This window comes from Ruegeria sp. L11, assembly GCF_056531755.1.
This window is the reverse complement of sequence record NZ_JBQFMI010000001.1, coordinates 107,047-129,433: the sequence shown is the minus strand read 5'-3', so window position 1 is coordinate 129,433 and position 22,387 is coordinate 107,047. Positions and strand designations below refer to the sequence as shown.

Genomic DNA, 22,387 nt, shown 5'->3' with positions numbered 1-22,387 from the left:
TTGGCCGAGCGCCGCATGCTCGACGGATCTAGGCAGACGCACGGAGGTAAAGGTCGCCGCAACCAGAATGAAGGACCCGCAAGCGATTTAGGCTTCGAATACTCCGGCAGTTGGGCCGACCGAAACTTCGAGCTTGGGCATACTAGGTCTGATAGATGCGAGAACTGCCGCCGCAAGCACAGCAGAGCCATAACAGCGCTTTCCGTACCATATGTCGACCTCGACGTCATCGGCCAAGTTCGCGATCCTGAGAACCCGACTGGCCCTCTCGGAGGACTTGGACCGCTACCGAAACCCCATGTCCGCAAAGAGGCGACCACCGACCTAGAGCCATTCGGGTTCGGCATGGCTGACACTGATATCCTGACTATTCTCGAAGGCATGAGGGAAAAGCGGGTCGCCGTGATCGAGGCTGGTACCGGCACAGGGAAGTCGACCTTCATGCCATTCCGCCTGATGTCGCCTCCGGAGGGAGCCGCCTTCAGACCCACGGATGCGGGCCAAATCGTTGTCACCGAGCCGCGCCGCCAAGCAGCGAAAGGTGTTGCGGGGTTCGTCGGCGAGGCTCTTGTTTTTGGCCATGACAGCCGGACCTGCAAGGCGCATATCGGCCCAGGCTTCCCCGTAGGATACCAAGTCAGCGGCGACCGAAAATGGGATTCTGCATGTGATTTGATCTACGTCACCGATGGCACCATGATCAATTGGGTCCGAGATGGCAGTCTTGCACGGATCGGCATGGTGATAGTCGACGAGGCTCACGAAAGAAGTGCGAATATTGATATTATCCTGGCTCAGTTGCGCGAGAAGATCAGAGAGTATCAACATCTGCGCGTAGTAATCACATCGGCAACTATCGATCGCGGTTTCTTCATCGACTATTTTGGTGGCCCATCACAGGTGTTTCACCACGTTGTTCCGGAGAAGAAAAGCTTCGGCTACGGAGTGCCTCTCTTCGTTGATCTTGACATTACTCGCTCATTGATCAGGGAAGGCCTGACTCTCGAGAGAGATGCTGAGCCGATCACGTTCACGGGCTGGTCTGGCCTTGGACCCGAACATCCGGGTTTTCCCGCTGACGACCTAGCGCATGAGACCGCCAAGTATGCCGAACTCCGCAGCGGCAAAGAAATACCCAAGGAGCGTTGGTCCATTGATATGCCGCGCGCACTCGCAGATCAGGTACTGGCCATCGCTGGGGGTACGGAGTACGGTGATATCTTGGGTTTTCTTCCCACATCAAATAAAATTGATGACGCTATTCGAATTATCGAGCGAGGCCTCGCTAGACTGGACCTGAAGCACGATTTCGACGTCTATCCGCTTCTATCTTCTACAGACAAGAAGATCACGGAAAAGGCGGTTGCCGCTCGTAAGAGAGGCGAAAAGCGGAAGATCGTGATCTCGTCGAACCTCGCAGAGACCTCCTTGACGGTGAGTGGCGTCCGTTTTGTGGTCGACAGTGGTCTTATATGCAGGTCGGAATGGGATCCCGAAATTGCCACTGGTGGCCTGCCTGTCCTTCCACACAGCCAAGCCGGTCTCAGGCAGCGCTGGGGTCGGGTCGGTCGAGATGCCCCAGGTTGGGTATTTCCGCTATATACCGCTGAGCAATTCCTATCCCTTCCGAGGGACACTCCGCCTGAGTCGACCCGAACCAATCTTGAAGAGTTCTGTACACGCCTGATCTCGTCAGGGCTGGATCCAGAAAATGCGATTCTACCCGGAAATTTCCAAAGCTCGGGTTACCGCCCCGACGAATTCGCACAGCAGGCCGCTGAAACCTTCACGAAGGAAATTGGGCGTGCGTATAGTATGCTCAAGGCCGGTGGTCTCGTGGACGCAGATGGAGATTTGACCGATCTTGGCCGCGAGATTGAGCGCTACTCTGGTGGCGCCTCGGAGGCCTTGGCTGTCGCTCTAGGTGATCGACTCGCCTGTCTTCATGAGGTGGCGCTTGGCATCGCGATAATTGCACGCGGGAACTTATACGGCCAGAAGAGATCAATTCTCGGATCGAGGCGGGAGTGGGCGCCAGAATGGCGGCTACGCGCGGATGCGTGTCATCGAGCGCTCGCAGCAGGTTGCGAGGACGATCTCGAACTAGCTCTTCGCATCGCAGCGCTTTACGAAGCGGCCGAAGACCGTGGGAATTGGTGCAGAACCTGGTGGGTAAACCGGGGTGCGCTCGACGCCGCATTAGCCGAAGTCAATGAGATAATTCGGACGCTGTCGGCGGCGATGAAGCAAGAGGTGCCTCGTCGCCCGTTCCAGCCGCTACTGTTGCCTCGAGCACGGGCGGCTTTGGTGCATGCATTCGGCGAGCATACCTATCGCAGGGTGGAGGACGGAAGTTTCACAGCGGTCTCAGATGAGGCAAACGCAACCGCTCCCTCGCATATGCTAGTATCTCCGCAGGCATGTGTCTTAGCATTTGAGCGCAGGCAAACGCGAAACGGCGAAGGCGAAATCGATCGAAGGATCAGCCATTTCGTTAGATATGATGATCCCGAAGTTAATCGTGATGACAAAAATAGTCTGTCCGACTTCGACATTCTGCTGAAGCTCGCTGAAAAGAGATACGGACGCCTCGAAAAGGAGACTGCCGCTAGCGATCCACTCGCGTATGTCCGAGCTGAACTGCCAATTGGATCTGTGGCGCGATTCGATTTCGCAGAGGGCCCAGTTGATCTGGCAAGAATCTTAGCTTTCACGACCCTCCGCGATCCGTTCTTGCCACCGGAAAGGCAGATATCGAGCAACGTACGGGACGATGACAGCGGGTACGATCCTGAATGGGATCTCGACGGAACTAACGGAGCAGCCGCGGATGAAGAAGAAGCCGAATGGCCTCTTATCGACCCACGTGGTGAGGAATTGAACGACGAGGCTCTGAGCGAGGTGGAGCCGTTGCCAGCGCCTGTTCGTTCGGTTCCGCACGCGACGGCCCCGGTCCTGTTTGGGAGCTTAGCGTTTGGTGGCGGGAAACCGGCTTCTGATAGAACCTACATTATCTCAGGCTATGCCTTGGAAGAAGGACGTTGCGTAGTTCTATTAGAACCCTTTAATGAGGCACACCGCAGCGTTGATCCGGCGCGTCATGACACGATGAAGCCGCTCGACGAGATCGAGGTCGAGTTTCTCGACATGGTCGAGGACGCGGACGGGCATTTTCTGCGCTTTCGCGAGATAAATACGCATGAACGCTTCGACGTATCGGCGCACAAGTTCTTCGCGCTCGATCAACATACCGCTGCGCTACCGCACGATTTGAATCCGGGGAGAACCATTACTGCGGTCGTTGTATCCTCAGACGCTTTCAGTCGGACGATCACGGTGCGCCCCTACCTTCGTGCCAAGTTCGAAAGAGCCGGCAGGGCCGTGACGGCAAAGCCAGGTCAGATCGACCGCTTTTACAACGCCACCATTACCACCCGTGTCAATCTCTACAACACAATAGATGTCATGCTCGACGACCTTATCGAACCCTGTCAGGTCGCGCTTGGCGCTCAGATCGATGCGGACAAGGTGGGTGAGGACAAAGGCATTCCGAACGAAATAGGAGGTCGATTGCAGGTTGGGTTTAGGACAATAAGAACAGACAATTGGAGCCTTAAGCCTGTAACGCCTCAGCTCGAAGTTATTGTAAAAAGGAGCGGCGAGCGTCTTGCCATCAAGGATAATGAAATAATCGCACTTCAACCCATCGACTTGGCGCTCGCTCGCAAGCTTGCCGCAATAAAAGAAAACCACCGAGAACAGGGCTCTTGGGCCGATTCTGTATCCCGGATTTTCGACGCTTCGCAAATGATTGAGGCCAAGGTTGTTTTTCCGGCAGTTGATGAGTCAAAGAAGCTACGCGACGAGCTACATGCAGAGATGATCGACATCGAATGGTCATCAGAAGGAGACAGTGAGCTTCTTTTCGACAGGTCGATGCTTGAGAAAATAAAAGGGATGGGGGAACGGTTGCGCGGGGTAGGGCAAAAATTGAAGGAGTACAAGACTTCAATGTTGCCGGAACACAAATCTGAGATTTTTGATATAATGATGGATAAGAGAGGACAGCTCGATAGATTTTGGGAAGCGCGCCGTGAGGCTCAAAAGGAAAGAACGCACGCGAACTTGGAACGAAACCGCGCGAAACTCGTCAAGGCGGAAGCCGCCGCTACTAGAACACGGGAAAATATAGCCAAAAACGAACAGAAACGCAGGGAGGCTACCAACGCAGAATGGATAGAAAGATACAGCGGTTGGATCGAAGGTGATAAGAAAAAACTATCGGACATCAATTCGGATATTGACAGGATTAAGGGTTGGATTGCCACGGACCTGGCAAAACTTGCAAGATAGCGGTATGGCGTCCGCAAAATTCTGTTCGACGTACGGGCTCCTCATGCCAGTGTGCCTGTCAGCATCACACTCTTGTCTCTGTCCGCATTAATGCGCCGCAGCTGAGCATCTCAGCTGCGGTGGGTTCTCCTCCGGCAGCAGGGCCAGCTCCTTTGCCAAGTACGCTTGAAACGCCAGGCTGTATTCGACCATCGGCGGACACACCCCGAAGTTGCGATGTTCAGGTGCGCCCGTCGCGTAGCCGCTCAGCCAGGTTGCAGAAAGATCGAGCCCGATGCGCCGCCACCTGCCGAATCCGGTGTATTCTAGAATCCGCTCAAGTCGGCCTCCTTCTTTCCGCCATCGCTGCATAGCATTCAAGCACTAAGGCGAGATCCGGTCACTGCCCTTTGGCCATATGATCGCCAGAGAACTCGCATACGAAGATTGATTGCTCACGAGCGCGACAGGATACGCAATCACGCGATCGAAACATGAACATGAACTGCACACGACGCCCCACAACCCATTGACAATATGCTAAAATCGTCACCATCCATCATCGGCGCAATGCTCAGTATGGCATGGTGTTGAATGTTATCTCTTCCACGTGCAGTCAACTCAACCATCCTCAAGAGTACGAAACCCGCAGCTATCATAGAAAAATCGTCGAAATAAGCCAATTTTCGAGGAGTGGTCAAAAGAAGCTGCTTTGCGGATTCAGGCGTCGCATCAAATCCGATCGCCGCGCTTTCAACACTGGGAAAATCTAACCACTCTCTGACTTGCCGCAGACAACGCCATGTGGAATATGTTCAATGGATTAACAGATACTTCCATGATGTTTTCACTGCTGGAAATGCGAGACGCGAGCTTTGTCGGCAGGACCACTTTTGCACTCAACCAAAAACTATGTCGAGCAGCCACATCTGACCCAAAAATCAAAATTTGATCAAATTTGGTGACAAATCCGATCCATTGAAGTACATCACGGGGAAACAGAATTGACGGAGCCCCAAATGGACCTGAGCGCCCTGCACAGTTTTCGTGTGACTGCCTGTGACCTGAACGGTCAGATGCGGGGCAAGCGCGTGCCCCCTGAATATGCGGGAAAGCTGGAAAAAGGCGCCGTGCGCATGCCGTTCTCGGCGCTCAATGTCGATCTCTGGGGTGCGGACATTCACGGCAGCCCGCTGGTGTTTGAAACCGGCGATGCGGATGGTGTGTTGCGCCCAACCAACCGGGGTCCTGTGCCTGTGCCCTGGCTTCCGAAGGAAACGGCGCTGGTTCCGATGAGCTTGTATGACGATGCAGGCACTCCGTTTGCGGGTGATCCGCGTCACGCTCTGTCTGCCATTCTTGACCGATATGCCAAACGCGGTTGGTCGGTCGTCGCGGCGACCGAACTGGAATTCACACTCATCGATGCCTCGGGCGCGCAACCGCAACCTCCGTTGAACCCGATCACCGGGCGCCGCCTGCTGCACGAATCCGTTCTGTCGGTCGCTGAAATGGATGCGTTCGAGGATTTCTTTACAGACCTCTACGATGGCTGCGCCGCCATGGACATCCCCGCGCAAACCGCCATCTCGGAAAGTGGCGTTGGCCAGTTCGAAATCAACCTGAATCATCAGGATGCCATGCGCTGCGCCGACGATACGTGGCTTTTCAAGGCGTTGACGCGCGGCCTGGCGCGCAAACACGGGTTTGCCGCAACATTCATGTCAAAACCCTATGCCGATGATGCGGGCAATGGGATGCATGTGCACTTCTCAGTGCTGGACCAACGCGGTCGCAATGTGTTCGACAATGGTGGGCCTGAAGGGACCAGCATTCTGCATTCCGCTGTCGCGGGTTGTGTGGCGGCCATGCCAGGCAGCACGTTGATTTTTGCTCCGCATGGCAATTCATACACCCGGCTTGTACCGGGTGCGCATGCGCCGACCGGGGCCTGCTGGGCCTATGAGAACAGAACAGCCGCAATTCGCATCCCGGGCGGAGCACCAGCAGCGCGGCGCATCGAACACCGCGTCGCGGGTGGTGACATCAACCCTTACCTGATGCTGACGGCGGTATTGGGCGCAGCCCTTGTCGGGATCGAAGACGGCCTGCACCCCCCTGCCCCGATCACAGGCAATGCTTACGATATTGAAGACCTGCCCCAACTGATGCCGGACTGGGCAACTGCAATTGACAGGTTTGAAACCGACCCCCTGGTCGCCCGACTTTTCTCGGCTGACCTGATCCAGTACCTGACCATGACCAAGCGACAGGAAGTTGAACGATTTGAACGCATCACTCCTGAAGATCACTGGCTGAGCTATCTCGAGGCGGTTTGACCCCCCTTGCCGCCTCATTCGGACTCAGCTAGAGTGAATTTGATCAAATTTGGTGACACATGAAAATCGGCATATTACAAACCGGCCACACACCAGATGCCTTGCATGGCGAATTCGGCGACTATGATGAGCTGTTTCCTGCACTTCTCGGTGGCAACGGATTCGAGTTCCAGACCTTCGCCGTGGTCGACGGCATATTCCCAAGCAGCGCGGATGACGCAGATGGCTGGGTCATTACCGGTTCGCGCCACGGCGCGTACGAAGACTTGCCATGGATCGCCCCACTGGAAGACTTGGTCAGAGAGATACAGCAAAGCGGAAAGCCACTGATCGGCGTATGCTTTGGGCATCAGATCATCGCGCAGGCACTGGGCGGCAAGGTCGAGAAATTCAAGGGCGGATGGGCCGTCGGACGCACTGAATACGAATATGACGGCAACACAGTCTGGCTGAATGCCTGGCATCAGGATCAGGTTGTCGCGCTGCCCGAAGGGGCGCGCGTTCTGGGTCAGAACGCATTTTGCGAAAACGCTATGCTGGCTTATGGAGACACGATCTGGACGGTTCAGGCCCACCCCGAATTCACCAATGGGTTTGTCGCGGGCCTGATGCGCACACGGGGAAAAGGCGTCGTCCCCGAAGACCTCATGCGCGAGGCCGCAAATCGCGAAACCGCTCCGGATGACAACGCCACAATCGCGCGCCATATGGCCGAGTTTTTAAAGAAAGAGAGAGCCTGATGGCTGATTGGACTGATAAACTGCCGGAAGCCGCCAAAGCCTATTTTCACGGACAGCGGCTGGACGAGGTTGAATGTATCATCTCGGACCTTCCCGGAATTGCACGCGGCAAGGCCGTGCCTGCGACGAAATTCGCCAAGCAATCCTACTTTCACTTGCCCGACAGCATCTTCTTCCAGACCATCACGGGGGACTGGGGTGAAGCCGCGGGTGACGACGGGTTCATCGAAAAGGACATGATCCTGAAGCCCGACTATTCGACGGCTTCAGCCGCGCCCTGGACCGGGGACTGGACGCTGCAGGTGATCCACGACGCCTATGACCGGGATGGTGATCCGATCCCTTATAGCCCCCGTAACGTGTTAAAACGCGTGGTCCAGCTGTATCACAACCGAGGCTGGAAACCGGTTGTTGCGCCAGAGATGGAGTTCTTTCTGGTCGCCCCCAACGTCGATCCCGCACAGGAAATCAAGCCGATGATGGGGCGTTCTGGCCGCCCCGCTGCGGCGCGGCAGGCATATTCGATGACTGCGGTGGACGAGTTCGGCCCGGTCATCGACGATATCTATGACTTCGCCGAGCATCAGGGGTTCGAAATCGATGGCATCACCCAGGAAGGCGGTGCGGGCCAGTTGGAGATCAACCTGCGCCACGGCAACCCGGTCAAACTTGCTGATGAGGTTTTCTACTTCAAACGCCTGATCCGCGAAGCGGCATTGCGGCATAATTGTTTTGCAACCTTCATGGCCAAACCGATCGAGGAAGAGCCGGGCTCGGCTATGCATATTCATCATTCGATTATCGACATGGAGACCGGCCAGAACATCTTTTCGGGCCCGCAGGGCGGCGAAACGGACGCGTTCTATCACTTCATTGCCGGGTTGCAGAACCATCTGCCCGCCGGTCTGGCCGTGATGGCACCTTATGTGAACTCGTATCGTCGTTACGTGAAAGACCACGCGGCGCCGATTAATCTGGAATGGGCTCGCGACAACCGCACTACAGGTATTCGCGTTCCTCTGTCCGGACCTGAATCGCGCCGTGTCGAAAACCGCATCGCCGGTATGGATTGCAACCCGTATCTGGGCATCGCCCTGTCGCTGGCGTGCGGCTATCTGGGTCTGGTTGAACAGGAACGCCCGCGTCGTCAATTCTATGGTGACGCCTATGAAGGCGAAGGGGATATCCCGCAGGTCATGGGCGATGCGCTGGATCTGTTTGACGAAGCCACAGCCCTGCACGAAATCCTTGGCCCCGAGTTTGCCCGTGTCTATGGCATCGTGAAACGGGCCGAGTATGAAGAATTTCTGCAGGTCATCTCTCCGTGGGAACGGGAACATCTGCTGATCAACGTCTGAGACCTTTCGTGAACCTGCTCTATTCCAATGACCGCAAGGGCGAATACCCTGCCAGCTGGTATGCCGCGACGGCAAACCCAACGGAACGCTTTCCTGTTTTGGCCGAAGATATTACGGCGGATGTCTGCGTTGTGGGCGGCGGCTACACAGGCCTGTCCGCAGCATTGCATCTGGCCGAGGCGGGGTTAGATGTCGTTCTGCTTGAAGCCCACCGTGTCGGATTTGGTGCCTCAGGGCGCAATGGTGGCCAACTGGGCAGCGCGCAGCGGATGGATCAGGAAGACCTCGAGCGTCTTGTCGGAGACGCGGATGCCGCAAAGCTGTGGGACCTGGCCGAAGACGCCAAGGATCTGGTCAAATCACTGATCGCCAAGCATCAGATCGCGTGCGACTTGCAACCCGGTGTCGCGGTTCTGGGTCTGTCAGCTTCAGAACGAAAAGAACTGCATAACCATGCAGACCATCTGTCCGACCGGTATCACTATGACCAGATCAAGCTACTGGATGAAGAAGAAGGCCACAAACTGTGCCCCTCACCCGCTTATATGGGTGGGTATCTGGACATGGGGGCCGCTCATCTGCACCCATTGAACTTTGCGCTGGGGTTGGCGCAGGCTGCGGCCAAAACGGGTGTTCGCATCTTTGAGGGCACCGAAGTCATCGGTATTGACGAAACCCGGCCTGCCCTGATCCGGACCGCCAGGGGGAACGTTAGGGCCGACCATGTTGTGCTGGCCTGCAATGGCTATCTTGGCAATCTCAACCGGACCGTCGCGGCCCGTGTCATGCCCATCAACAACTTCATCGCGGCGACCGAACCCCTTGGCAGCGAGGCTGCGCGGGTCCTGACGCAGGATGTCGCGGTCGCGGATACCAAGTTCGTGGTGAACTATTTCCGCCTTAGCGCCGATGGCCGGCTTTTGTTCGGTGGCGGCGAAAGCTATGGCTATCGTTTTCCTGCGGATGTCGCTGCGAAGGTCCGCAAGCCGATGACCGAGATTTTCCCACATCTGCGCGATGTCAAAATCGACTACGCTTGGGGTGGGACGCTGGCCATTACCATGCGGCGGATGCCTTATCTGGTGCGTATCGCACCCAATATTCTGTCTGCTTCCGGCTATTCCGGTCATGGTGTAGGCACGGCGACCCATGCCGGGCAACTGATGGCGCTGGCCATTCAGGGACAGGCAGAAGGGTTCGATACAATGGCCCGCGTGCCAACCCTGCCCTTCCCCGGCGGATCCGCCCTGCGCAACCCGCTGCTGGTGCTGGCAATGACATGGTTCGCCTTGCGGGACCGGCTTGGGATCTGATCCACGTTACTTGTGACAAATTGGTGAATTTCCGCTGGCGCGGCGATTGAGGGCTTGGATTGCCACCTGAATAGCTTTATCTTTACCAAAGATAGAATTCGGGAAATCCAAATATGACGCTTCCACCAAACGTTCATGACGCCGAACCCATCCCAGAAGCAGCAAAAGAAGCCATCGACGCCCTGATGCAGTCGGGCGACTTGTTTCGTTATACCGCCCCGCAAGATGCCCCGGTGTCTTTGCTAGAGGCCGAGTTTGCCGAACTGCTGGGCACAAAATACGCTCTCGCTGTTTCATCCTGTTCTGCTGCGCTGTTTCTGTCACTCAAGGCAATGGGTTTGCCGCGCGATGCGCGCGTCCTGATCCCCGGCTTCACATTTGCCGCGGTTCCCTCGTCAGTCATTCACGCGGACTGCATCCCGGTTCTGTGCGAAGTGGGTGAGAATTATCGCATCGACATGCCCGATTTCGAGGCCAAGCTCGACAGCGTTCATGCGGTGATAATCAGCCACATGCGCGGCCACACATCTAATATGGACGCGATCATGGCGCTGTGCGACGCGCGTGACATCCCGGTTATCGAAGACGCTGCGCATTCGCTGGGCACGACCTGGCATGGCAAAAATATCGGCACCATCGGCAAGGTCGGCTGTTTCTCGTTTCAGTCCTACAAGATGATCAATGCGGGCGAAGGCGGTATTCTGATCTCAAACGATGCTGATCTGGTGGCCCGTGCCGTCATCATGTCGGGCGCGTACGAACATAACTGGAAGAAACACAAAGGACCGCACGGCGACAACTCGCCCGAGCTGGAAGAGGCCTTCGCTCGCTGGCAGAACAAGTTGCCGCTTTATAACCTGCGTTTGAACAACCTGAGCGCCGCTGTGATCCGCCCGCAGATCCCGGAACTGGCCCGTCGTGTTCGCGACGGTCTGGCGAACCACGACTATGTTGCCGGACGCTTGAATACCTCACCCCATATCAACGTGCCCGCACCCTTGCCCCCCGAGCAGCGCGCGCCGGATTCGATTCAGTTCAATCTGGTTGGGTTGCAGGAACACGAGATTCGCGCATTTGCCGCCGCATCCGAGGCACGCGGTGTCAAAGTTCAGGTCTTTGGCCTGAGCCAGGACAATGCGCGCGCCTTCTGGAACTGGCAATTCCTGCCGGAAACGTTCGAGCTGCCGCAAACACGTGACATGCTGATGAAAGCGTGTGACGTCCGACTGCCCGTACGCCTGACGCGCGCAGAGCTGGACGTGATTGCAGATATTTTGCTGGCTGCCGTTGGCGAAGTGACCGGCCCAATGCCGGTCTACGGTACCTGAGACTAGAACTGGCCCACTTAAATGGTGGGCCTTTTCCTCCGGCTCACCCTAATTCAGTTTCGAAAGCTTCTGTTGAAGTTCAGCCAACTGTTTCTTGATATCGTCAAGATCCTCTTTCGGCTCTGACTTTTCACTTTCCTTCTCTGGCGAGGACCATCTGCCAGACAACCCACCTGTCATAGCCTTCAGAAATGCCTGCTGCTGTGCTTGCAACGCTTCAAAACCCGGCATCTGGGACATCGGGTTCATGGCGTTCATGTTTTCCATCATCTTGCTTTGGCTTTCGCGCAGCATATCGAACGAGCTTTGCAGGAATTGCGGCATCATGCCCCCGCCCGGCAGCATGTAGCTGCGCACCAGATCATTCAGAACATTGACCGGCAACACATTCTCGCCGCGGCTTTCATGTTCAGCAATGATTTGCAGCAGATACTGCCGTGTCAGGTCGTCGCCGGATTTCAGGTCGATGATCTGTACTTCGCGCCCGTCACGGATGAATCCCGCGATATCTTCGAGCGTCACGTAATCGCTGGTCTCGGTGTTATACAGCCGACGGCTGGCATAGCGCTTGATCAGCAGCGGTTTTTCTTGGTCCGACACCGGGTTCCCTCCCCAAGGATGATGCGTTGCAGCACAGGTTATGCGAGTGCAGCACAAAAAGAAAGGGCAGGTCAATGGACCTGCCCAACGCGATTGCACCTATAGGGAGGGTCGGGTGCGTTTCGCTGACTTTTCTTACTTCGCAGCAGCAGCTTTTTTAGCGGCCGTGGTCACGTCGTTGGTTGCTTTTTTAACAGCAGCGGATGCTTCTTCCGCAGCTTCTTTACCAGCAGCCATCAGCAGTTCGACGGTTTCGGTCTGAACTTTTTTTGCGATTTCTGCGAAAGCGGCCATGTTCTCGGCTGCAACTTCAGCGGACGCGCTTGCGAAATCGGTTGCTGCTTTTGCGTAGTCGGCAGGCTCTGCCTTGGCTTTCGACATCTCGGTCAGTTTGGCCAGCGTGTCTTTTGTCCATTTGCTCGAGATCTCTGCCGATTTCTCAGCTGCTTCCAGAGCAACGCCCGACAGCTTTTCGTTCAGCGAAGCGGTCGATTTGAATGCGCCTTCCATTGCGGTTGTGTCCACAGGGAATGCACCCATCATGTCTTTCATGATCGCGGTAAAGTCTTGGGTCTTAGCCATTGTTATAATCCTTTTAGCCAGTCCGGGCCCACCCCGGGTTTCATCAGCTTGAGGACAATATGATTGCTGCAACGCAGCATTGCAAGTTTTTTATTGCTGCATTGCAGAAAAATTTAAGTTTCAGAATGAAATCAGGCGTTTGGTTTTGCCACTACATACGTTCCGGGTGCAGCAGCCAGGCTCGGGTGCTTCGAATCGCCGGGTTTGCGGGCCGGTACCTGCTTGCCCGACCGTTTTTTCAGCCAGGCATCCCACATGGGCCACCATGACCCTTCATGAAAGTCGGCTTCCTTCAACCAGGTGGCGGCGTCTGGTTTCAAATCCGGGTTGGTATAATGCCCGTACTTTTTCTTGCTGGGCGGGTTCACAATACCCGCAATATGACCCGACTCGGAAACCACGAAAGTTTTTGATCGCGAGCCCATTTTTTGCACACCGCGATAGCAATCTTTCCACGCCGCGATATGATCGGTTTCGCATGTGATGGCTATCAGGGGCACATCAACGTCACCGAGCTTCAGCTTATGCCCCAGTACCTCAAAGCCATCGGTCGCGAATTCATTGCGCTGGCATAGCCCACGCAAGTACTCCACCGCCATTTTCGCAGGCAGGTTGGCTCCGTCACCGTTCCAGTACAGCAAATCAAAGGCCGGGGGCACTTCCCCCATCATGTAACTGCGAATGGCCGGGCCATAGATCAGGTCACGTGATCTCAGGAAGGACATAGTGCGCGCCATGATCCACGACCGCAGAACACCTTCCTTTTTCACTTCTTCTTCGATTCCGTCGATAAAATCGTTTTGTAGGAAAGGCGTGAACTCTCCCTGATCGGAAAAATCCGTCAATGCGGTGAACAGGGTCGCCGATTTGACCGACTTGTCTCCTCGCTGTTTCAGCAGAGACAGCGTCAGGCTCAGGGTGGTGCCCGCGATGCAATACCCCACAGCGTTGACCTGTTTGACCTTGCAAATCTTCTTGGCCGTCTCGATTGCAGTCAGGAAACCATCCTGAATGTAGTCTTCCATGCCTGTTTCGGCATAGCTTTCGTCCGGATTGACCCAGCTTACAACAAACAGGGTATACCCCTGTTCGGTGATCCATTTGATCATGCTGTTCTGGGCTTTCAGGTCCAGAATATAGAACTTGTTGATCCAGGGCGGAAACAGAACAATCGGGGTCTCGTAGACCGTTTCGGTCGCTGGCTTGTACTGAATCAGTTCCATCATCCGGTTGCGATAAACCACCTCCCCCGGCGTCGTCGCCAGATTACCGCCGACCTCAAAAGCGCTTTCATCTGCCAGTTTGACGACCAATTCTCCATTATTGGCCTCAAGATCTGACACAAGGTTTTCCAACCCCTTGATCAGTGACTGGCCCTCGGTTTCGACCGCTTTTTGCAATGCATCCGGATTGGTCGCCAGGAAATTTGTCGGCGCCATCATATCGACGATTTGCTGCGAGAAATATTGCAGCCGCCTTTTGTCTTTGGCATCCAGATCATCCACGGACGCAACAGCCTGCGCGATTGCTTGCGCATTGGTCTGGTATTGCTGGCGGATCAGACGGAAATAGGGATTGGTCTCCCAAAGGGGGTTCGAAAATCGCTTGTCTTCTGGCTTGGGTGCTTCGCTTTCCGCGTCAGACGCAGTCAGTGCTTTCTGCGCCTCGGCAAAGTTCAACACTGACTTGCCCCAAAATTCTATCTGCTGTTCCAGCAACTTGGCGGGATTTTGCCAAGCCTCTGCCCAATAGGCACTTGCTGCTCGTGCGAAAAGCTCTTGATTCGGGCCGTCCAGCGCGGGCGTGTGGGGCCGTTTTACAGCCATGACCTCAATCAGGCGCTTCGATAACTTCTCGACCTTATCCATATTTTCTTTAAGGCGTTCAATGTGTTCTTCGGATACGCCTGGCATGTGGTCTTCACTAGTTGTCATTTTAACAATTCCCCCCTAACCTCGCTGCTATGCAGAATAACGTCGTGGGTGCTGGGGGGCAAAGCGACGAATGGTCCGAACTATCAGGCTGACACTCAGGAGGCCCCGTTTATGCGCTATATGATGACCTACGACCTGATGGAAACTGCGCGAAACACCAACCAATGGCTTGGTGCAACCGCCAGCGCGATGGCGTCCTATCCGATGTTTTCGATGGTGCCGAACCCCGCATTCAACTGGATGGCCGCCTGGGGCGAGGTTACCGAGCGTACGTTCCAACGGATGGTTGCAAAGCCCGATTGGGGTATTCGCACGTTCACCTGCGAAGATGGCAAGGATCATCTGGTTGAAATCACGACTGTTCTGGAACGCCCTTTTGGTGATCTGGTACATTTCCGCGTCAATGGCCGGAAAGAACAACCCCGCAAAGTGCTGTTGGTTGCACCGATGTCCGGGCATTATGCTACGTTGCTGCGCTCGACGGTGAAAAGCCTTCTGGTCAATTGTGAAGTCTACATCACAGATTGGCATAATGCGCGCGATATCCCTGTATCCGCAGGCAAATTCGATGTCGAAGACTACACGCTCTATCTTGTAGATTTTATGAAAGAGCTTGGGCCAGACACCCATGTTGTTGCCGTTTGCCAACCTGCGCCTCTGACATTGGCTGCAACGGCATACCTGGCCGAAATCGAACCCAAAGCGCAGCCAAGCACTCTGACGCTGATTGGTGGCCCCGTCGATCCGGACGCAACGCCGACCGATGTGACAGACTTTGGCCGTCGCGTCACCATGGGCCAGTTGGAAGAAACAATGATTCAGCGCGTTGGCTTCAAGTACAAAGGCGTTGGACGTATGGTCTATCCGGGTCTGCTGCAATTGGCCTCGTTCATGTCCATGAATGCAGATCGTCACTCCAAAGCGTTTTCCGACCAGATTCAGCGCGTCATGCGGGACGAGGCCTCAGATCAGGATGCGCATAACCGCTTCTACGACGAATACCTGGCCGTTATGGACATGACGGCCGAGTTCTATCTTTCGACGGTCGAGCGGGTCTTTAAGAATCGAGAGATTGCGAGAAACGAGTTCGTGGTCGCGGGTCACAAGGTGGACATCAGTAAGATTACCGATGTTGCGGTGAAGACTGTCGAAGGTGCAAATGATGACATCTCTGCACCCGGCCAGTGTATTGCCGCGCTGGATTTGTGCACCGGCCTGCCCGACAGCAAAAAGGCAAGCCACGTTGAACCCGGCGCCGGTCACTATGGTATCTTCGCAGGCCGCAGCTGGCGCGACAACATTCGTCCTCTTGTGATTGATTTCATGAACGAAAATGCGCGAAAACCAAACCGTCGCGCGGCCAATTCCAACAAGGTTGCCTAACCGAAATGAGTGGGTCAGCGCAAAATGGCCTTACCTTTTCCTGCCAATGCGGCAACTTGCAGGGACGCATTTCACCCCGCGGTGTTCAGCAAGGGACACATGTTGAGTGTTTCTGTCACGATTGCCGTGCCGCTCAACTATATTTCAAGCAACCCGACCCTGCACCTGCGCCTGTCGAGATTTTTCAGATCGCACCGGATGAGATCGAAATCAGCACCGGAAGTCAGTATCTTGCGGCGATGCAACTCAGCCCCAAGGGCATGCTGCGTTGGTACGCCAGTTGCTGTAACGCACCTTTGGCGGCAACGCCCAAAACCGCGAAACTCCCGTTTGCTGGCGTTATCGTCGGCAGGGTTGCGGGAGGTGCTTCAGCGCTTGGGCCCGTCACGACACGTGGGTTTGTTCCCCAACCGAACGGAAAGCAAAAGCACGAAAATCCCGGCCCCGCTATTTTTGGACTGTTGCGCAGGGCCGTCGGATCGCGCCTGTCTGGGCGATGGAAGAACACACCGTTTTTCGACCGAGAAACCGGTAAACCCGTAGTGACGCCAACTGTCATTTCAAAGACCGAACGCGCGACGCTTTACCAGTAATCAAACCGTTGCTGGGCGTCCAACCAGGTTTGCAGCGCCTCATTGACGATGTCGGGCGTTTCGAGGGTCGGCAAGTGACCCGCCTTTTCAATAACCAGCAGTTCCGCTCCGGGAATGAGCTCTGCCATGAAAGAATGTCGTTTAACCGGTGTCAGAGTGTCATGCGCTCCGCACAGAACCAACGTGGGCACCTTGATGCGGCGCAATGCGGCCTGTTGATCCGGGCGTCGTTGCAGGGCACGCATCTGACGCACGAAGGTTTCAACACCCAAATCCTGTGCCATTGCCAGCAAGCCGTTCAGGATGGGAATACGCTGCGGGCCCGGTGCCAGCGTGTCGGACCCCACAAGTTTCCGCATGACCTCCTCCAACCGGCCACCCTGCGCGCCAATGATCAGGTCTTCGCGACCGGCAGCAATTTGAGGTGTGTCCGCCTGCGCATCAGTTGCCATCAGGCACAGGCGTGACACACGTTCCGGAGCCCGGCGGATCAGCTCTAACGCCACCACACCACCCATGCTTAAACCAGCCAGTGCAAACCGATGTGGAAGTTGGTCCAATAGACCCGAGGCGATCTCTTCGATACGCTCACCTGCTGAGAGCGGCGCAACGGTTACGGGTCGCGTCTGCGAAAAGACCTCGATCTGAGGGCGATACAGTCGGGCATCGCACATCAGTCCAGGTAGCAGTACCAGCGGCTCGATCACACGGGGCCTCCATATGCTCGGTATTCCGAGCCCTTGGGTTTGTAGTCAGGTTGAGAGTTTATCACATTCCAACAAGCGGAACGTCACGGATAGGCGATTGCCCGAAAAGCTGGAAAGTCAGCATAGCGGGACCGCCGTGAAGCCGCACTTTCCTCGGGCTCAGCGCCCGGTTTCAGAAGGCATCCGCGTGGCGCAATGTAGCTGTCAATCCGGCGCTGCGGTTTAGGGCGCCACACCAGATTAAAAGCGCAAAGTTTCGGAAAAAACCAGATCTCGGAATAATCCAGGTGATCATGCATCCACCATGCCAGATCGCGCCAATCCCTGCCCTGCGCATGCTGATCCGCAAACCACGGAATTACAACAGACGCCCCGGCAATCCGCGCATCCCCGTCCCCACGATCCCAGATGTGGCATTCCAACGGGTGATCATTCCGGGCGCAGTTCAGTTTGTTTTCATTGCCAAACCTGTTTAGCGACGGTGAGCGATAGCCCGAGCGCACAGCGATCCTGCCAAAGGTCTCTTCCAGCGGGTCCAGCAGAGTTTCGCAGAACGCGCGTCCCGTCTCGATAGCCAGATCAGGATTGTCTGGAATGTTCTGTTTCTGGTGAAAGTTCCCGATCTCGGAATAGAGGAAATCGCGCATGAAGAAATACCGGGACAGACGAACGCGCCCCAAGGTCTCAAGGCTCCACATACTGCCCGGCTTTCGCATCGTCCCTCGACCCGAGGCCGCCGTCATTCCACCCCCAGCCCTTTTAGCCAATCCAGAATACCGGCCACAGCCGCGCCGGTCTGCCCTGGCGACATCAGGCGGCCAGCTATGACATGAGATGACGGATCATCCTCGGGGCCCATTGTCACCAATTTGACGGATGCTGGCGCACCCCACGCTTCGGCAACCTCATGTGTGCGGTCAGGGCGCACCACCTGATCGTTGTCCGAGAACCAGAACAGCACGGGCACCAGGGCATTCGAGAAATCCAGCGCATAGACTTTTTCGACCAGAACGGACATCGGCACGACCGACTCCCACGGATAGACGGTAGACCAATATTTGTTCTTTTCCGGGTCTGGCCCCGATACATCGCGTTCGTCCCCCATCAGGACCGGCAACCAATCCCTTGCCCATGGCAAAGTGGGGATCCATGCCACAGACGTGTTGACCCCGAAATTGGGAGAGACAAAGACCATGCCGACAACATCTTTGCTGAGGCTGGCATCCAAAGCGGCGGCGGCTGCAAGCGTCGCACCGGTCGACGTTGAGATCACGATCACCTTGTCCCCAACAGCACGTGCGGCTGCCAATCCCTCGGCAATGTCCAGCATCCAGCCCGAGGCAGTGCCTTCTGCCATGGCTGATCCGGTTCGCCCGTGACCTTGCAGGCGTGTGTAAACCAGATTGGCCCCCAACGCGTCTGCTACAAGGTCTGGTACTGGCCGGATTTCCTCGGAACTTGCTGAAAAGCCATGGATGTAAAGAACGGAATACGGGGTGCGCCGCTCGTTATGGCCATCTTGCCAGATTACTCGTTTTTCGACACCCGGAACGATATCGTCAAACGCGGCTTCGGTGCTTTCGAAATAAACCTGTACGCCCTCACCAAACTTTCGAGGATCAAAGCTTGGGCTCAGGTTTACCTCTTCGCGCGGGCCAAACCAGTAGATAAGGCCGCCGAGGGCAATCAACACAAGGAACAAGCGCCCCAGAAGCCATCCCAAACGCCGCATCACGCGTCTTCCAACACATCCAGAACCGCCGCCTCGATCAAGCCAAGACATGCATCGTCCGAGAACCTGTGATCGGCATCCTTGACCAAAAGAAGCTGCATATCCGGCCCTGTTGCGTGGTCCAGCAACCGAACGGCCGTTTCAGTCGAAACGGCTGTATCCGCTGTTCCCTGTAGGAAACGAACCTTGAACGGCAGGTTCAACGTGTCGCGCAGTACAAGGCGCTGCCGCCCATCTTCGATCATCCTCTTGGTGACGATATAGGGCTCCATGTAATCGGACGGCAACTCGACATGCCCGACAGTTTCCAGGGCGGCTTTCTGGTCATCGGTGAAGGAAGCCCAATAGCCATCTTCCGTGAAATCCGGCGCGGCGGCGATCGTGACCAAACCTGCTATCCGGTCCGGCAGGGCTTTGGCCAGCAAAAGCGCCTGCCACCCTCCCATGGACGAGCCGACAACAATCAGCGGCCCCTTGGTCAAGGCATCGACCGCAGCAACAGTGTCCTCATGCCAATCCCCAATGCAGCCATCCGTGAAAGCGTCAGAGCTTTCGCCATGACCGGAATAATCAAACCGCAAAAAGGCCCGCCCCCGCGCCTGCGCCCAAGCTTCCAGATGGACTGCCTTTGTGCCTTCCATATCCGACATGAGCCCACCCAGAAAAACGATGGTCGGCCCTGCCCCTTCGGTCTTGTGATAAGCCAGTCGCCGCCCCTGCGGCGTCTCCAGAAAATTCGTCGCTGCCATGAAACCTTCTTTCCTTTTACTGCATCATGCACGCCCCACCCCCGAGTGCAATTCCGCCCACTTCATCTTTTTCAAATACTCCGGGGAGCGCGAGGGGCTGGCCCCTCGCCCCTACACTTGACACAGGCATATCCACCTGCCACATCAGCCAGACGCAAATAACCCGCAACCGGGCGTTCAGTGGGCGCCAAACCGACGAGGAGAGCCGACATGGCCTTGGATTCAAAATCCGTCTCTCTCACTTTCCCAGATGGCAATGCACGTTCCTATGACGCAGGGGTTACGCCTGCGCAGGTGGCTGCCGATATTTCAAGTTCGCTGGCCAAAAAGGCCATCTCGGCCACCGTTGACGGCAAACACTGGGACCTGCAATGGCCGATCGAAGCCGATGCGCAAATTGCCATCCACACCATGAAGGATGACACGCAGGCCAACGAACTGATCCGCCACGATCTGGCCCACATCATGGCCCGCGCTGTGCAGGAGATCTGGCCTGCGACCAAGGTCACCATCGGCCCCGTTATCGAAAACGGCTGGTATTATGACTTCGACCGGGAAGAACCGTTCACGCCCGAAGATCTTGGCCTCATCGAGAAAAAGATGAAAGAGATCATTAACAAGCGCGACCCAGTCACCACCGAGGTTTGGGACCGCGAGCGGGCCATCGAGTTCTACAAGGCCAATAATGAGCCCTATAAGGTTGAGCTGATCGAAGCCATTCCCGGGGATGAGCCGTTGCGCATGTACTGGCACGGCCACTGGCAGGATTTGTGCCGCGGTCCGCATCTGCAACATACCGGTCAGGTTCCCGGTGATGCGTTCAAGCTGATGTCCATCGCTGGCGCCTATTGGCGCGGCGACAGCAACCGCGCGATGCTGCAGCGCATCTATGGCGTGGCCTTTACAGGCAAAGAGAAACTGAAAGACCACCTGCATATGCTGGAAGAGGCCGCAAAGCGCGACCACCGCAAACTGGGTCGCGAGATGGACCTGTTTCACATGCAAGAAGAAGCCCCCGGTCAGATTTTCTGGCACCCCAATGGCTGGACCATCTACACCCAGTTGCAGGACTACATGCGCCGTCAGCAGCGCAAGGGTGGGTATGTTGAGGTAAACACGCCGCAAGTCGTTGACCGCAAACTGTGGGAAGCATCGGGCCATTGGGACAAGTATCAGGAAAACATGTTCATCGTCGAAGTGGACGAAGAACATGCGCGCGAAAAGGCGATCAACGCCCTGAAGCCGATGAACTGTCCCTGCCATGTGCAGATTTTCAATCAGGGCCTGAAATCCTATCGCGACCTGCCGCTGCGCATGGCCGAATTCGGGTCTTGCAACCGCTATGAACCGTCGGGCGCATTGCACGGCATTATGCGTGTGCGTGGTTTTACACAGGATGATGGCCACATTTTCTGCACCGAGGATCAGATTGAATCCGAGACTGCCGAGTTCATTCGCTTCCTGTCCGAGATCTACAAAGACCTCGGGTTCGAGAACTTTTCGGTCAAATTTTCGGATAGGCCCGAGAAGCGCTCTGGATCGGACGAAGTGTGGGACAAAGCCGAAGCTGCTTTGCTCAGCGCGACCCGTGCGGCTGGAATCGAACCAGAGCTAAACCCAGGTGAAGGTGCGTTTTATGGTCCAAAGCTTGAATTTGTTCTGACCGACGCAATCGGCCGGGATTGGCAATGCGGAACGCATCAGGTGGACTTTGTTCTGCCCGAACGGCTGGATGCCACCTATGTCGGCGCCGACGGGGCCAAGCACCGCCCGGTCATGCTGCACCGCGCAACACTTGGTTCGTTCGAACGCTTCATCGGTATCTTGATCGAGGAACACGCAGGCAAATTGCCGTTCTGGCTGGCCCCGCGTCAGGTCGTCGTCGCGTCCATCACGTCCGACGCGGACGACTATGTCACCGAAGTGGTCGAAACCCTGCGTGCTGCGGGTGTGCGGGCCGAGGCTGACATCCGCAATGAAAAGATCAACTACAAGGTCCGTGAGCATTCGGTCGGCAAAGTGCCTGTAATTCTGGCCGTCGGTCACCGTGAAGTTGACGAGCGCACCGTAAGCGTGCGGCGACTGGGTGAAAAACAGACTCAGGTACAACCGCTTGATGTTGTAACAAAAGAGCTGGCACGCGCCGCCACCCCGCCAGATCTGCTGTAACAAACAGCACCATATCCAAAAAAATCCGACCCCTCTTATGGGGTCGGATTGTAACATTTCACCCTTTCTTCATCAAAAACAATGTATTACGCTACAAGGGGGCAGGCCGCCCCATGACGCGCTTGTGAGACACGGGCTCGTGAATTCAACTCTGCCCACCAAGCCACTACCTTTGTCATTGTCACAAGCAGACATACCCAGTCATCAAGAGGATTACCGAGATGTCGAACACAGCTAAGTCCCTGGTTATCGCAACCGCAGTCGCAGCCGCCGTATCGGGTGTCGCAACCACAGCAAGCGCACAGGCAAAAGAAAAGTGCTATGGCGTATCGCTGGCCGGTCAGAACGACTGTGCCGCAGGCCCCGGCACCACCTGCGCGGGCACCTCGACCGTTGATTATCAGGGCAACGCATGGACCTTGGTTGACGCAGGCACCTGCGCCGACATCGAATTGCCTGCGGAAGCAAACGGCACACCGCGCAAAGGTTCGCTGGAAGCACTGGACCGCGACCTGCCGGCATAAGACT

17 protein-coding genes are annotated in these 22,387 nt (G+C 56.0%); 10 read left to right on the top strand and 7 right to left on the bottom strand.

The window, feature by feature from the left end; translation table 11 throughout:
• Nucleotides 1–345: 345 nt before the first annotated feature.
• The 6 genes from ACR0CE_RS00615 (at nt 346) to ACR0CE_RS00590 (ending at nt 11,410) form a co-directional block, all read left to right on the top strand.
• Nucleotides 346–4,353, top strand: a complete 4,008-nt coding sequence (locus tag ACR0CE_RS00615) for a DEAD/DEAH box helicase (RefSeq protein ID WP_480830429.1) — start codon at nt 346–348, stop codon at nt 4,351–4,353.
• Nucleotides 4,354–5,351: 998 nt separating this feature from the next.
• Nucleotides 5,352–6,671, top strand: coding sequence for a glutamine synthetase family protein (locus ACR0CE_RS00610; protein ID WP_480830427.1), 1,320 nt, complete (start codon nt 5,352–5,354; stop codon nt 6,669–6,671).
• A gap of 59 nt (nt 6,672–6,730) precedes the next feature.
• Nucleotides 6,731–7,411 carry a type 1 glutamine amidotransferase gene (locus tag ACR0CE_RS00605; protein ID WP_480830425.1) on the top strand — a complete coding sequence of 227 codons (681 nt, stop codon included), beginning with the start codon at nt 6,731–6,733 and terminating at the stop codon, nt 7,409–7,411.
• Nucleotides 7,411–8,769 carry a glutamine synthetase family protein gene (locus ACR0CE_RS00600; protein ID WP_209596891.1) on the top strand — a complete coding sequence of 453 codons (1,359 nt, stop codon included), beginning with the start codon at nt 7,411–7,413 and terminating at the stop codon, nt 8,767–8,769. The genes ACR0CE_RS00605 and ACR0CE_RS00600 overlap by 1 nt, the downstream gene beginning before the upstream one ends.
• 8 nt (nt 8,770–8,777) lie before the next feature.
• Entirely contained in the window at nt 8,778–10,082 is a 1,305-nt protein-coding gene (locus ACR0CE_RS00595) for an NAD(P)/FAD-dependent oxidoreductase (protein WP_480830423.1), read from the top strand.
• Between the two features lie 113 nt (nt 10,083–10,195).
• Nucleotides 10,196–11,410, top strand: a complete 1,215-nt coding sequence (locus ACR0CE_RS00590; protein WP_480830421.1) for a DegT/DnrJ/EryC1/StrS family aminotransferase — start codon at nt 10,196–10,198, stop codon at nt 11,408–11,410.
• A 48-nt stretch (nt 11,411–11,458) separates the two neighbouring features.
• Here ACR0CE_RS00590 and phaR read toward each other — a convergent pair whose 3' ends face one another.
• From phaR to ACR0CE_RS00575, 3 genes are all read right to left on the bottom strand, one after another.
• The gene (gene phaR / locus ACR0CE_RS00585; protein ID WP_267365377.1) at nt 11,459–12,010 is read right to left on the bottom strand and encodes a polyhydroxyalkanoate synthesis repressor PhaR; all 552 of its coding nucleotides are present in this window, start codon (nt 12,008–12,010) and stop codon (nt 11,459–11,461) included.
• Between the two features lie 135 nt (nt 12,011–12,145).
• Nucleotides 12,146–12,592 (bottom strand): phasin family protein, encoded by a 447-nt coding sequence (locus tag ACR0CE_RS00580; protein WP_209503426.1) that lies wholly within the window; start codon nt 12,590–12,592, stop codon nt 12,146–12,148.
• A 131-nt stretch (nt 12,593–12,723) separates the two neighbouring features.
• Complete coding sequence (locus tag ACR0CE_RS00575) at nt 12,724–14,526, bottom strand: PHA/PHB synthase family protein (protein WP_480830419.1); 1,803 nt, start codon at nt 14,524–14,526, stop codon at nt 12,724–12,726.
• A gap of 111 nt (nt 14,527–14,637) precedes the next feature.
• Here ACR0CE_RS00575 and phaZ point away from each other — a divergent pair, with 111 nt between their 5' ends.
• On the top strand, nt 14,638–15,909 hold the full coding sequence (phaZ, locus tag ACR0CE_RS00570) for a polyhydroxyalkanoate depolymerase (RefSeq protein WP_480473454.1): 1,272 nt from the start codon (nt 14,638–14,640) through the stop codon (nt 15,907–15,909).
• A gap of 5 nt (nt 15,910–15,914) precedes the next feature.
• Entirely contained in the window at nt 15,915–16,502 is a 588-nt protein-coding gene (locus ACR0CE_RS00565; protein ID WP_480473455.1) for a DUF6151 family protein, read from the top strand.
• Here ACR0CE_RS00565 and ACR0CE_RS00560 read toward each other — a convergent pair.
• From ACR0CE_RS00560 to ACR0CE_RS00545, 4 genes are all read right to left on the bottom strand, one after another.
• On the bottom strand, nt 16,493–17,209 hold the full coding sequence (locus ACR0CE_RS00560) for an alpha/beta fold hydrolase (protein WP_209503417.1): 717 nt from the start codon (nt 17,207–17,209) through the stop codon (nt 16,493–16,495). The two genes, ACR0CE_RS00565 and ACR0CE_RS00560, sit on opposite strands and share 10 nt — an antisense overlap.
• Before the next feature lie 83 nt (nt 17,210–17,292).
• On the bottom strand, nt 17,293–17,907 hold the full coding sequence (locus tag ACR0CE_RS00555) for a hypothetical protein (protein WP_480831198.1): 615 nt from the start codon (nt 17,905–17,907) through the stop codon (nt 17,293–17,295).
• Between the two features lie 41 nt (nt 17,908–17,948).
• Entirely contained in the window at nt 17,949–18,941 is a 993-nt protein-coding gene (locus ACR0CE_RS00550) for an alpha/beta hydrolase (RefSeq protein ID WP_480830416.1), read from the bottom strand.
• Entirely contained in the window at nt 18,941–19,690 is a 750-nt protein-coding gene (locus tag ACR0CE_RS00545) for an alpha/beta fold hydrolase (RefSeq protein WP_480830414.1), read from the bottom strand. Before ACR0CE_RS00545 ends, ACR0CE_RS00550 begins: the two co-directional genes overlap by 1 nt.
• A gap of 210 nt (nt 19,691–19,900) precedes the next feature.
• Between ACR0CE_RS00545 and thrS the strand changes: the two genes are divergently transcribed.
• Both thrS and ACR0CE_RS00535 read left to right on the top strand, forming a co-directional pair.
• The gene (thrS, locus tag ACR0CE_RS00540; protein WP_480830412.1) at nt 19,901–21,859 is read left to right on the top strand and encodes a threonine--tRNA ligase; all 1,959 of its coding nucleotides are present in this window, start codon (nt 19,901–19,903) and stop codon (nt 21,857–21,859) included.
• Nucleotides 21,860–22,080: 221 nt separating this feature from the next.
• Entirely contained in the window at nt 22,081–22,383 is a 303-nt protein-coding gene (locus ACR0CE_RS00535; RefSeq protein ID WP_209503410.1) for a BufA1 family periplasmic bufferin-type metallophore, read from the top strand.
• The last annotated feature ends 4 nt before the right edge of the window (nt 22,384–22,387 follow it).

Excerpts from the sequence above, each read along its gene's own strand:
- ACR0CE_RS00575 (WP_480830419.1), bottom strand. The coding sequence starts at position 14,526 with ATGACAACTAGTGAAGACCACATGCCAGGCGTATCCGAAGAACACATT.
- ACR0CE_RS00590 (WP_480830421.1), top strand. The coding sequence starts at position 10,196 with ATGACGCTTCCACCAAACGTTCATGACGCCGAACCCATCCCAGAAGCA.
- ACR0CE_RS00600 (WP_209596891.1), top strand. The coding sequence starts at position 7,411 with ATGGCTGATTGGACTGATAAACTGCCGGAAGCCGCCAAAGCCTATTTT.
- ACR0CE_RS00555 (WP_480831198.1), bottom strand. The coding sequence starts at position 17,907 with ATGTGGAGCCTTGAGACCTTGGGGCGCGTTCGTCTGTCCCGGTATTTC.
- ACR0CE_RS00605 (WP_480830425.1), top strand. The coding sequence starts at position 6,731 with ATGAAAATCGGCATATTACAAACCGGCCACACACCAGATGCCTTGCAT.
- phaZ (WP_480473454.1), top strand. The coding sequence starts at position 14,638 with ATGCGCTATATGATGACCTACGACCTGATGGAAACTGCGCGAAACACC.
- ACR0CE_RS00535 (WP_209503410.1), top strand. The coding sequence starts at position 22,081 with ATGTCGAACACAGCTAAGTCCCTGGTTATCGCAACCGCAGTCGCAGCC.
- thrS (WP_480830412.1), top strand. The coding sequence starts at position 19,901 with ATGGCCTTGGATTCAAAATCCGTCTCTCTCACTTTCCCAGATGGCAAT.
- ACR0CE_RS00610 (WP_480830427.1), top strand. The coding sequence starts at position 5,352 with ATGGACCTGAGCGCCCTGCACAGTTTTCGTGTGACTGCCTGTGACCTG.
- ACR0CE_RS00550 (WP_480830416.1), bottom strand. The coding sequence starts at position 18,941 with ATGCGGCGTTTGGGATGGCTTCTGGGGCGCTTGTTCCTTGTGTTGATT.
- ACR0CE_RS00580 (WP_209503426.1), bottom strand. The coding sequence starts at position 12,592 with ATGGCTAAGACCCAAGACTTTACCGCGATCATGAAAGACATGATGGGT.
- ACR0CE_RS00545 (WP_480830414.1), bottom strand. The coding sequence starts at position 19,690 with ATGGCAGCGACGAATTTTCTGGAGACGCCGCAGGGGCGGCGACTGGCT.
- ACR0CE_RS00565 (WP_480473455.1), top strand. The coding sequence starts at position 15,915 with ATGAGTGGGTCAGCGCAAAATGGCCTTACCTTTTCCTGCCAATGCGGC.
- ACR0CE_RS00615 (WP_480830429.1), top strand. The coding sequence starts at position 346 with ATGGCTGACACTGATATCCTGACTATTCTCGAAGGCATGAGGGAAAAG.